9 protein-coding genes, 1 other RNA gene and 1 other annotated feature are annotated in these 11,070 nt (G+C 44.8%); all 10 genes read right to left on the bottom strand.

Going from position 1 to position 11,070, the window contains the following annotated elements; translation table 11 throughout:
• Window positions 1-283 precede the first annotated feature (283 nt).
• Window positions 284-1,399 (bottom strand): OmpA family protein, encoded by a 1,116-nt coding sequence (locus tag GPK81_RS17790; protein WP_174088138.1) that lies wholly within the window; start codon window positions 1,397-1,399, stop codon window positions 284-286.
• Window positions 1,400-1,416: 17 nt separating this feature from the next.
• A complete protein-coding gene (locus tag GPK81_RS17785) occupies window positions 1,417-3,078 on the bottom strand; it encodes a MotA/TolQ/ExbB proton channel family protein (protein WP_021976317.1) in 1,662 nt (553 codons plus the stop codon).
• 129 nt (window positions 3,079-3,207) lie between these two features.
• Window positions 3,208-3,420, bottom strand: coding sequence for a FeoA domain-containing protein (locus GPK81_RS17780; protein WP_174088139.1), 213 nt, complete (start codon window positions 3,418-3,420; stop codon window positions 3,208-3,210).
• Window positions 3,421-3,733: 313 nt separating this feature from the next.
• Window positions 3,734-4,342 (bottom strand): histidine phosphatase family protein, encoded by a 609-nt coding sequence (locus GPK81_RS17775; protein WP_118071837.1) that lies wholly within the window; start codon window positions 4,340-4,342, stop codon window positions 3,734-3,736.
• Window positions 4,342-6,759, bottom strand: a complete 2,418-nt coding sequence (gene pheT / locus GPK81_RS17770) for a phenylalanine--tRNA ligase subunit beta (protein ID WP_215707429.1) — start codon at window positions 6,757-6,759, stop codon at window positions 4,342-4,344. Before pheT ends, GPK81_RS17775 begins: the two co-directional genes overlap by 1 nt.
• 67 nt (window positions 6,760-6,826) lie before the next feature.
• A complete protein-coding gene (pheS, locus tag GPK81_RS17765) occupies window positions 6,827-7,846 on the bottom strand; it encodes a phenylalanine--tRNA ligase subunit alpha (RefSeq protein ID WP_118064244.1) in 1,020 nt (339 codons plus the stop codon).
• Between the two features lie 95 nt (window positions 7,847-7,941).
• Window positions 7,942-8,163: a binding site (T-box leader), on the bottom strand.
• A gap of 47 nt (window positions 8,164-8,210) precedes the next feature.
• Window positions 8,211-9,104 (bottom strand): YihY/virulence factor BrkB family protein, encoded by an 894-nt coding sequence (locus GPK81_RS17760; RefSeq protein ID WP_021976312.1) that lies wholly within the window; start codon window positions 9,102-9,104, stop codon window positions 8,211-8,213.
• Between the two features lie 20 nt (window positions 9,105-9,124).
• Window positions 9,125-9,712 (bottom strand): GNAT family N-acetyltransferase, encoded by a 588-nt coding sequence (locus tag GPK81_RS17755; protein WP_215707428.1) that lies wholly within the window; start codon window positions 9,710-9,712, stop codon window positions 9,125-9,127.
• 36 nt (window positions 9,713-9,748) lie between these two features.
• Window positions 9,749-10,807 (bottom strand): aldose epimerase family protein, encoded by a 1,059-nt coding sequence (locus tag GPK81_RS17750; protein WP_021976310.1) that lies wholly within the window; start codon window positions 10,805-10,807, stop codon window positions 9,749-9,751.
• Between the two features lie 59 nt (window positions 10,808-10,866).
• Window positions 10,867-11,044, bottom strand: a non-coding RNA gene (ssrS, locus tag GPK81_RS17745) — 6S RNA.
• Window positions 11,045-11,070 lie beyond the last annotated feature (26 nt).

Here is an 11,070-nt window from a genome sequence, read left to right as displayed (position 1 = left end):
CCTGCCGCAATGCTTTTAGCCATCTCACGGAATCTTAGTTGTATCCCCCGACGGAGTCCTTGCCCGGGCCGATATCCTCTTCCTCTGGCGTCCGCCTTTCCATCCACCTCACGGAGCCATAGCTGTATCCCCCGACGGAGTCCCTGCCCAAGCCGATATCCTCTCCCTCCTGGCGTCCGCCTTTCCATCCACCTCACAAAGTCCCAGTACTCCTCCGACAAACCCCAAGCAAAAAAGCTCCAGGCCATGTCCCAAACAGCCTGAAGCTTCCATCAATCCCAATTTACTTTTTCTTAGCACTCGCCTTCCCAGTACCCGAATCCTTCGCAGAATCCTTCCCCGACTCCGCCGCTATCTTATCCACACTAGAAGAAGCATCCCCCTGCATAATCTTATTCAACTCCTGGATCATCTCCTCATCCTTCAAACGGAACTTCACCTCCACGCGCCTGGAAGCATCTTTGTCTACTTTTCCATCCGCATCCAGAACCGGATCCGACATGGAATGCCCATTAACCGTCAGACAATCCTGCAATTCCTGAACCTGTACATCCTTCAAAAACTCGCTTTTGATATCCAGAAGATATTGAGCTACTGCCAGAGACCTTTTCTGAGACAGTTCCAGATTATAACTGTAATCTCCGTCAGTATCCGTATATCCATCAATAATAATCTCACCCAGATACTTTTTATAAGAATCATTCAGCAGCACTTTACAGTATGTAGGAAGCACCATAGACAACGTCCGTTTACCGGAATCTGTCAGTTCCGCCTGATCATAATCAAACATAACACTGGCATTCAATGTCAGTGCACCTGTCTGAGAATCAATATCCACATTCAGATTCTTTTTTGCAAATTCCTTCTGTAAAGCCTCCACGACCTCAGCCTTCACACCAATAATTTTATCGATCTTTTCCTGCTGCGTATTCAGGAGTTCTGTTTTTTCATCCAACGCAGACTGCTGTTCTTCCAGAGTATCCTGCTGTTTTGCAAGTTTTTTCTTCTGGGAATCCAGCTTTTTCTCCTGTTCTGTAAGCTTCTTTTGCTGCTCCTCAAGTGTTTTCTGCTGCTCCTCAAGTTTCTCTGCCAGAGAAGTCAGCTCCTTATCCTGAGACTTGATCTGTTCATCTTTGGACTTGATCTGCTCATCCTGGCTCTTTAACGTCCCCGCCTGCTTATCCAGCGCACTCTGTTTTTCAAGAAGCTCCTCCGTATACTTTTCCTGAAGAGCAATTTTTTCATCCCGTTCCTTCAGACTGTCATTATAACTCTTCTGTGCCTGAAAAAGAGTCACACACATGATCAGTACAAAAAGCAGTAAAACCCCCGCCATCATGTCTGAATAAGAGCGCCAGATATTAAACCCGTGATCCTCCGGCCTTCTTTTTTTGTGCATCAACAATTCCTCTCTTCTTATTTAAACAAGCCAAAACGCCCTTTCTGGGCTACTTTCGTCATTTCACGGATACTTCTCTCGATCTCATCAAGAAGAGCCTCCTGTCTCGCTCCCTGGCCATCCAGAAGATCTTCAAGACTGGTAAGTTTATCTTTCAGTTCCTGCACGCCTGCACTGCCACCATATCCCCATGGCTGTCCCGCAACAAGATGAATATCCCGGTTGTTCTTTGCAGTCTTGATCTCAGAAAGAAGCCTGCGAACTTCATCCAGAGTACTGTTTACCATTTTCTGGCTCTCTGTAAACTCGTTCAGTTTCGTCTCAAAGCTCTCGATCAGCTTTTTATCTTCCCGCAAAAGTTCTGCACTGATCTTATTGGAATCTGCGGCAGTCTTCATTCCCTCTGCGGCACTGTCCACATACTGGCGCATGGACTCATTACAGGATTTCCATAAATCTGCAGAAGCTTTTTCATTCTCATGCATATGCTCTGCCAGTTTCTCATAATCCCTTTTCTGGAGCTGCTGAATCATCTGGTTATCACGGATGATCCGATCTGCAGTCTTCATATATTTACTCTGCATCTCGTCAATTTCCGCAATCGCGTCACGCATGGCACGTTCCTGTTTTGAAAAAGTCTCACTTAACTGGCTGCTCATCGTCTTATACAGCTCTGACGTGTATTCTGTATTATCTTTCTGAGCCTTCTTAAGTTCAACCAGCGCATCATTGAAATCCTCAAACTGAAGCTGAAACGATCCATGCATCTCACTCAAAAATGAATCCAGGATTTCCCTGATCGCATCCTGCTGACCCTTCGTAACAGACGCGGTAAGTACATCCAGAGAATCATTCATCTTCTGGAATGTAGGTGTGATAACTTTTTCGAAGCTGTCCGCCATCTGTACAGAAAACTGTTCTGCCATCTGTTTCATAGCTTCTGTCTGAGTCTTCTGGCTGGAAACCAGAAGATTCCAGGATTCATTCTCCGCAGTCGGCAATACCAGAGCATGAAAACGGTCCAGAAAATCCTGCATTGCCTGAGACATAGACGAATAACCACTCTTCATACCAAATGTATACACAACCGAAAGTGCGACACCATAGATAGAAGTAAGAAAGGCAACTTTTATACCATCTACAAGAGCAGATACAGAATTTGTCATTACCTCATAATCTGTAGGCTGAAAATTTTTCAGTCCCCAGACAAGACCAATGAATGTTCCAAGGATACCAAGACTTGTAAAAATATCAGGTGCCATTTCCAGAAGCCTTTTGTGAATATGAACATCCACATCATCAATATTTACAAAGTCCTCAACCTCAGCGATTCCTTCTTCTGTCCGGCTGATGCTGTCCACAAAATCATCCATTTTTTTATCCAGATACCGGTCACCGAAGATTCCTCGTAACTGCCCGATTTCTTCCTTCTTCGCCCTTCCCGGAAGCTGGAATACATCGGTAATCTCACTGGCTCCATGTTTCAGCGCAGTCGTCAGGTTATCCATTCTGTACAGTCCGGCAAAAAGACCGACAGCATAAATGATCACCATAATTCCCAGAAATGCAAAATTATAAAACAGTACATTTCCGGAACCCTTTCCCACATAAGCGGTCAGAGTCGCTGCTGCCACTGCAACAAGCAGAAACAGCACTGTATTCATAAACTTTTTTCCCATAATCTGCCTCCCCGTATTTATTTTTGAAAAAAAGTTTTCTTTTTTATCATACTATCATAACCGCATTCCCAAAACAACCAAAAAGGACAATTCCCGCAAAAAGAATTGTCCTTTCAACATTTTTCTTATTTATACTTTTATACGACAGGCTGCATCATCACTGATCAGAATCCGATGTCCCTGAACGCCTACGATTACTCCACCGAGAATCCTGCTTATGATCTGCACGGTCTTTCCTTCACTGACATCATACCGCCTGATCTGTTCCATAGTTTCCGGCATTCCGGTCATCCACTTGATCGTGTAGCTTTCCCCTGCTTTTGTTTCATTTAATGACTGCATATACTCACCCCATTCCATATGTCACATCACTGTCAGCACTTATTCTCTCTCCGTCAAGTGGATCAAAGCATTCGCTGCTTGCTCATAACCGAATAACTGCTTCGCAGTTTAACTTCCTTGATTCGGCCAAATAATTTCAACGCAATTCTGCATTTTTATACAATTAGGAGAGTTTAACTTTTATTTTTCTGAATCATTTATTTCTTTTGTATATTTTATCTCAATTTATTACGATTAGTCAATTGTAACCTGTATATTTTTACCAAAAAACGCAGAACAACCATTACAGTTATTCTGCGTTTTTCATTATTTTTTATGCATAAACTTTATCTTCTTCCAGAAGCGTTGTTTTTCCATTCTTCACTTCCACAAGATTGACACAGCAGTTTGGCGGGACACAACCGCGCCAGAAATTTTTCGGATCCGGATCCACATTCTGAAGAAGCGCCCGGACTGCACATCCATGGGAAGCAACCAGAATCGTTTTGTCCGCAAGCGCCGGATCTGATGTTTTTTCATCCCAGAAATCTTTTGTCCTGGCAATCACATCAAAAATATCCTCGCCGTTTTCCGGCCGTTTAAAATTTACCGGATCACGGAAAAAAGTCTCAATCTGCGGATCAATATAATTGCCAGCAGCATCTCTTACCTGGTCGCCTTCCAGCACGCCAAAGTTAATCTCCTGAATCCGCTTATCCGGTATGATCGGGACATCACGTTTTCCCAGAACACATTCTGCTGTCTGCCTTGCCCTTGAGAGCGGACTTGTAAAACAGATGTCAAATTTCACCCCCCGGAGAGCTTCTCCCGTTTTTTCAGCAAGGAGAATGCCTTCCTCTGCAAGGGGCACATCGGCAATACCCTGAAGTTTTTTTAATTTATTCCACTCTGTCAGGCCATGTCTTACAATGTAGATCAGCATCAGCTTCTCAGCTCGATTCCAAGTCCGTTGAGACCATTCATGATCTTCTTCATTGCTGCGGAAATCTCATTCTCACCAAGAGTCTTGTCATGGGCACGGAATACCAGAGAATAAGCCATGGATTTGAATCCCTTCTCGATCTGCGCTCCCTCGTAGATATCAAACAGCTGATAGCTTTCCAGGATATTTCCGCCTCTCTGATCAAAGATTTCCTCGATCTGGCCGGCAAGAACTGCATGAGGAACTACAAGACTTAAATCACGTGTTACAGCCGGATATTTGGCAATTCCTGTATATTTGTGGTTGAAGCCTGCAAATTCCAGAATATCCAGGATATCGATCACTGCGATATATGCTTTCTCTCCGATGGAGTAATTGTCTGCAACAGATGGGTGAACCTCACCTAAGTATCCGACAACTTTACCCTCGTAGATCATGTTTGCCTGTCTTCCAGGATGAAGGAATGGCTTCTCGCTGTTCGGATCGTAGGTAACTTTTTTCTTCATTCCGATCTTCTCGAAGAACTCCTCGCATACACCCTTCATATCAAAGAAATCGCCTTTTCCGTACATTCCAAGTGTAAACATGGTACGCTCATCCGGAAGCTCTGTGACCGGAAGGGACTTCGGAAGATAGATATTTCCAAGTTCGTAGAGACGAACATCTTTATTACGTCTGTTATAGTTTGTGGAAAGGGATGCCAGCATACCGTTCAGTGTGCTTGTACGCATGATGCTGTAGTCCTCTCCAAGAGGATTACTGATGGTGATGACTTTTCGAAGATCACTGTCCTCAGGAATGCAGAGCTTGTCAAATACCTTCGGGCTTTCGAAAGAATAGGACATTCCCTCTGAGAATCCGCAGTACTCTGCAATATCTCTTGCGACTTCCTGGATACGAAGCTTGAATGGAAGCTTACCTGTGGTAGCCTCTCCGGTAGGAAGTGTCATCGGGATCTTATCATAGCCGTAGAATCTTGCAACCTCCTCTGCAACATCTGCATTGCAGTGGATATCCTGACGGAATGTCGGTGCAACGATCTCGTCTGTTTTCTCATCATAAGCCAGCTCTACACGTCCAAGATAACCGAGCATCTCTTCTTTTGTAAGGTTGGTTCCAAGAAGTTTGTTGATCTTCTCAGGCTCAAATTTTACTCTGGATGGCTCTCTTGTCTCGTTGCAGACATCAACCATACCACCTACAACCTCGCCGGCACCAAGCTCTTCCATCAGCTGGCATGCACGGTCGATGGCAGCCTGTGCGTTGTTCGGGTCAAGGCCTTTCTCAAATTTACCGGATGCATCTGTACGAAGGCCGATTCTCTTGGAAGAAAGACGGATGCTGGTTCCATCAAAGCATGCAGCCTCAAAAAGAACGGTTTTTACATCGTCTGTGATCATGGAGTTCTCGCCGCCCATGATACCAGCGATGCCGACCGCTTTTTCGCCGTCACAGATCATCAGAACGTTCTCATCCATGGTGCGCTCCTGGCCATCCAGTGTAACGAATTTCTCATCTTTTCCTGCGCGGCGCACAATGATCTCTCTGTTTGCGATGGTATCCAGGTCATAAGCATGCATTGGCTGGCCAAACTCTTCCATTACATAGTTTGTGATATCAACCAGGTTGTTGATCGGGCGGATTCCATTGGAAGCCAGGCATCTCTGCATCCACTTCGGGGACGGACCGATCTTGACATTTTTTACAACTCTTGCACAGTAACGCGGGCAAAGCTCCGGATCTTCTACAGTAACTTTTACATAATCGGAAGCATTCTCATCATTTCCCTTAACCTCTACAACCGGCGGACAGAATTTCTTCTGGAAAGTTGCTGCTGCCTCTCTTGCGATTCCAAGAACGCCGTAGCAGTCTACACGGTTGGAAGTGATCTCGTACTCAAATACCACATCGTCAAGACCAAGTGCCTTAATCGCGCTCTCACCAACTACTGCATCCTCCGGGAAAATATAGATGCCGTACTCCGGTGCCTCCGGGTACATCTCTCTTGTACTTCCAAGCTCCTCAATAGAGCACATCATACCACAGGACTCAACTCCACGGAGTTTACCTTTTTTGATCTTGATTCCACCAGGAGTCATTTTTCCATCATGACCGCCTGCAACACGTCCACCGTCAAGAACAACCGGAACTTTGTCTCCCTCTTTTACATTGGGAGCACCTGTTACGATCTGTACGCTCTCCGTTCCGATGTTTACCTGGCAGATGATCAGCTTATCTGCATCCGGATGTTTCTCGATCTTGTCGATCTGGCCGATCACGATCTTGTCAAGATCTGCATCCAGCTCTGTAAAGCCTTCTACCTTTGTGCCTGTTAAAGTCATGGCATCTGTATATTCCTGTGCCGTTACATCCAGATCCGGCACATATGTTTTAATCCAAGATAATGAAGTATTCATTTTGGTTGTCCCTTCTTTTTTTCTATATTTACTGTCAGGCGGACACTCATCATCCGCATTCGCTGTTTTAGAACTGTTTCAGGAATCTGCTGTCATTCTCATAGAGAAGACGCATATCATCAATCTCATATTTCAGAAGCGCGATACGCTCCAGACCCACACCAAAAGCAAATCCTGTATATTCATCCGGATCGATTCCGCACATACGGAGAACATTCGGATGAACCATACCACAGCCAAGGATTTCAATCCAGCCGGAGCCTTTGCAGAAACGGCAGCCTTTTCCTCCACATTTGAAGCATGAAACATCAACCTCAGCGCTTGGCTCTGTGAACGGGAAATGATGCGGACGGAATTTGGTTTTTGTCTCCGGTCCGAACAGCTCTTTTGCAAACTCCTGAAGCGTTCCCTTAAGGTCTGCAAAGGTAACGTTCTTATCAATAACGAGACCTTCAATCTGATGGAAGGAAGGAGAATGTGTTGCATCTACCTCATCAGAACGGAATACACGACCAGGTGCGATCATACGGATCGGGAGTTTGCCCTTTTCCATCTCACGTGCCTGAACCGGTGATGTCTGGGAACGAAGCAGAATGGAATCGTTGATAAAGAAAGTATCCTGCTCGTCTCTTGCCGGATGGTTCTCCGGAATGTTCAGTTTTGTAAAGTTGTAATCCGCATACTCAACTTCCGGACCTTCTACAACCTCATATCCCATTCCGATGAAAATACGCTCAACTTCTTCCAGAGCGATGGTGTTCGGATGACGATGACCAATTTTTGCTTTCTTTGCAGGAAGTGTTACATCGATCACTTCGGCCTTCATTTTTTCCTCGCGGACTTTCTCCTCGAAATCTTTCTTGGAAGCTTCCAGAAGTTCCTCGATCTTGGCTCTTGTCTCATTGACAAGCTGACCAACTTTCGGACGCTCTTCCGGAGCAACATCTTTCATACCTTTTAAGATTGCTGTAAGCTCACCTTTTTTTCCAAGATATGCAACACGCACATCATTCAGCTTGTCCAGGCCCTCGGATTCCTCGATCCGTTTTCTGGCATTCTCAGCCAGTTCCTGAAGTCTTTCTTTCATATCCATGGTCTATTTCTCCTTTAATTAAAATAATCAAATGATACGCCGCCTGCCCCGAAAATTCAGATACAGGCAATAAAAAAACCGTCCCTTATAAAAGGGACGGAATATCCGCGGTACCACCCAGTTTCCCATGAAAAGATCACGGGCACCTCTTATCTGCTTAACGCGCAGCGCACGTCATCTCCTACTGTTACTTCAGAGAGGAAGCTCCGGTGGGAAATTCAAGAATCATCTGAACCCGGGGAAGCTTACAGCCGGCGACCTCCCTTCTCTGTGAGAAAATGATCCTCTATAAACACCTTCACAGCTTTTCTGTCTTTTAATACTATGCCACAAGGTCTGCTTTCTGTCAAGCGCAAAGTCAGGATTCTTTGGAGCTGTTTTTTTCATTTTCTTTCTTGGTAAGGAGAGTTTTTACGGATTTCTGGGCTTTTCGGAATTCATTTTCGAAGTATGCATTAATCTCTGCCCCGTAAAGAATCAGGTTCATACACACATACAGCCACAGCATTACCATGATCAGTGCAGTCAGGCTTCCATACATATTTCCGAAATTCGGAAAAAATTCAAAATACAGAGAAAATCCATAGGAAAAGATCAGCCATGCCGTAGCAATGATAAACGCTCCGGGAAGCTGGCTTTTAAAGGTTGCCTTCCGGTTGGGCAGCACTTTATACAACACCAGAAATACCACAAACAGTACCGCAAACACCAGCAATGTCCTGGCTCCCATGATCCTGGCCATCAGTCGTCCCAGAATTGGAATCGTTTTTTGTACAGCCATCTGGATCCGGTTACCAAGGACCAGAACCAGAAGGGTAACAATGATCGCCAGAACAAACAGCAGCATATAAAAAACCGAATAGATCCGGTTCATCAGCCAGTTTCGTGTTTCCTTCACATGATAAATGGTATTCAGACCGTTAATAATAGCCTGCATTCCCTTTCCGGATGCCCAAAGCGCCATCAGCGCAGACAACGGGACGATCGCTGTGCTTCTTTTGTACACTTCCACTACAATGCTCAGCACAAAAGTCTGCAGATTTCCGGGCACAAAACCGACAATGGCGTCCCGGACTACATTATAGCTTAACGGTGTGTAACGGATCAGTGTTGTGAGAAAAAGGATAAACGGGATAAAAGACATGATCAAAAAATACGCTGCCTGGGCCGCATATGCACTGACATGATCTCCGTTTGCCCTTCGCACAAACCCCAGCATGAGCTGGATTATATTTTTCTTTTCCTCGTCCATGCTGACCCCCTCAAGTTTTTTTACCAGGAAAACCGTTCAAAGCCAATCTTATCCTGGATTTTCGGAAAAGCTTTTACTTCCGGCTGTACACTTTTATGTTCGCCAATCATCTTTTCCATCCATATCATATTATACCAGCGGTTAAACTTATATCCGCATCTGTGGAACTCTCCCACGCGTTTATATCCAAAATGTTTATGAAAGTCCACACTGGCATTAGTCAGATATTCATCTTCTTTCGGTGCCACCGCAATACACGCATTCAGGTTCAGCACTCCCATCTCCGCAAGAAGACTTTCCAGGGCACGGTAGAGTCTTCCGCCTGCACCGCTGCCTCTTCGATCATGTTTCACATAGATGGACATTTCAGCGCACCACCCATAAGCAGCTCTTGGATGAAAGGCAGAGCCATAGGCATAACCCAGGATTTCTCCGTTCTCTTCTGCCACAATATATGGATATTTTTCTTTTATGTTATGAATTCTTTCCACAAATTCCTCTGTGGACGGTGTTTCATATTCAAATGTGATCGCCGTTTTTTCTACATAGTAGGAATAAATCTCTACCAGTGCTGCCGCATCTTTTTCTTCTGCCACACGTATCTGCATTGCTTTATTACACCTCTTTTATTTTTTGTTTCTTCCCTATTTCACCCAGAAACGGTAAACAGTCTCTGAACTGTATTCTTCACCGGGACGCAGGATCGGAGAGTGGAAATCGTCCACATTTACCGCATTTGGCTCCACCTGTGTTTCCAGGCAGAATCCATACCGTTCATGATAAACATGGTCGTTCTTACCCTTCTCATCCTTGACAAAATTACCTGCATAGAACTGTACACACGGGCAGTCAGAAGAAACTTCCATTCCAATCCCGGATTCCTTACAGTACGCACTGGCAATGGAACGGACATTACCCTTGGCATAATTGTCAGTTACATAGTTATGATCATAACCACCCGTAAACTTCAGCTGCTCAAAATCAGCCTCAATATCTCTGCCGATTGGTTTCGCAACATTAAAATCCATCGGCGTTCCTGCTACCGGCGCATATTCACCGGTAGGAATGGACTGACTGTCTTTCACAGGAGTAAAATATTTCGCATGAATGCATACTTCCTGGTCAAGTACATCTCCACTGCCCTCCCCTTTCAGATTAAAATAGGAATGGTTGGTCATATTGGCAACCGTTGCCGCATCGGAGCGTCCTCTGTAAAAGATCTTCAGTTCATTTTCCTCGGTGAATTCATATTTCACAACAATCGAAAATTCTCCCGGAAAACCATTTTCACCATCCGGACTGATGCGGAAGAAATCCACGCTGTTCTTATCCTGGGAAATTTCTTTTACCGCCCAGAGTTTTTTCTCGAAGCCATCAGGACCACTGTGCAGATTATTATGATTTTCATTCTCTGTAAGAATCACTTCTTTATCATCAATAAAAAATCTGGAATTTTCGATACGGTTTCCACTTCTTCCAATGATCGCACCAAAGAAGCAGCCATTCACTTCATAACTTTCCATATCGTCATATCCCAGAACCACATCCTTAAGTTCTCCATTCTTATCCGGCACGCATACTTTCACCAGGATAGCGCCATACTGAAGTACCTCGACATAGGCGCCCTTTTTATTCTCAAGATGATAGATCTTTACTTCTTCCCCTGTAGGAAGTGTTCCAAATTTTCTCTCAGAAACACTCATGCTGTAATTCCTCCCATATATGAAAAAAGAGCCATCAACCGGCTCTATGTCTTTAACCGATTAATCCCGGGATGCCGTTCCCTTATTTTTGACGCCTAGCAGATGCTAGGTGGGTATCCTCAACAGTGTCTTCTGCCTACCACGACGTGAGGTCTGACATCCAACCTGCGATTTTGGATTCCCAAAATGTCAATGTAGGTTCAAAAAGAAAAGGGGGATCGAACATTCCAGGATTCGGTTTTCGTTGTTTTTATTATAAACCA

Source organism: Blautia sp. MCC283 (assembly GCF_018785565.1).
Taxonomy (GTDB): Bacteria; Bacillota; Clostridia; order Lachnospirales; family Lachnospiraceae; genus Blautia_A.
Note: the sequence above shows the minus strand (reverse complement) of the source record. Positions and strands in the feature narration are given on the sequence as shown.

Coding starts and splice junctions, on each gene's coding strand:
- GPK81_RS17790 (WP_174088138.1), bottom strand. CDS start 1,399: ATGCACAAAAAAAGAAGGCCGGAGGATCACGGGTTTAATATCTGGCGC.
- GPK81_RS17785 (WP_021976317.1), bottom strand. CDS start 3,078: ATGGGAAAAAAGTTTATGAATACAGTGCTGTTTCTGCTTGTTGCAGTG.
- GPK81_RS17780 (WP_174088139.1), bottom strand. CDS start 3,420: ATGCAGTCATTAAATGAAACAAAAGCAGGGGAAAGCTACACGATCAAG.
- GPK81_RS17775 (WP_118071837.1), bottom strand. CDS start 4,342: ATGCTGATCTACATTGTAAGACATGGCCTGACAGAGTGGAATAAATTA.
- pheT (WP_215707429.1), bottom strand. CDS start 6,759: ATGAATACTTCATTATCTTGGATTAAAACATATGTGCCGGATCTGGAT.
- pheS (WP_118064244.1), bottom strand. CDS start 7,846: ATGAAAGAAAGACTTCAGGAACTGGCTGAGAATGCCAGAAAACGGATC.
- GPK81_RS17760 (WP_021976312.1), bottom strand. CDS start 9,104: ATGGACGAGGAAAAGAAAAATATAATCCAGCTCATGCTGGGGTTTGTG.
- GPK81_RS17755 (WP_215707428.1), bottom strand. CDS start 9,712: ATGCAGATACGTGTGGCAGAAGAAAAAGATGCGGCAGCACTGGTAGAG.
- GPK81_RS17750 (WP_021976310.1), bottom strand. CDS start 10,807: ATGAGTGTTTCTGAGAGAAAATTTGGAACACTTCCTACAGGGGAAGAA.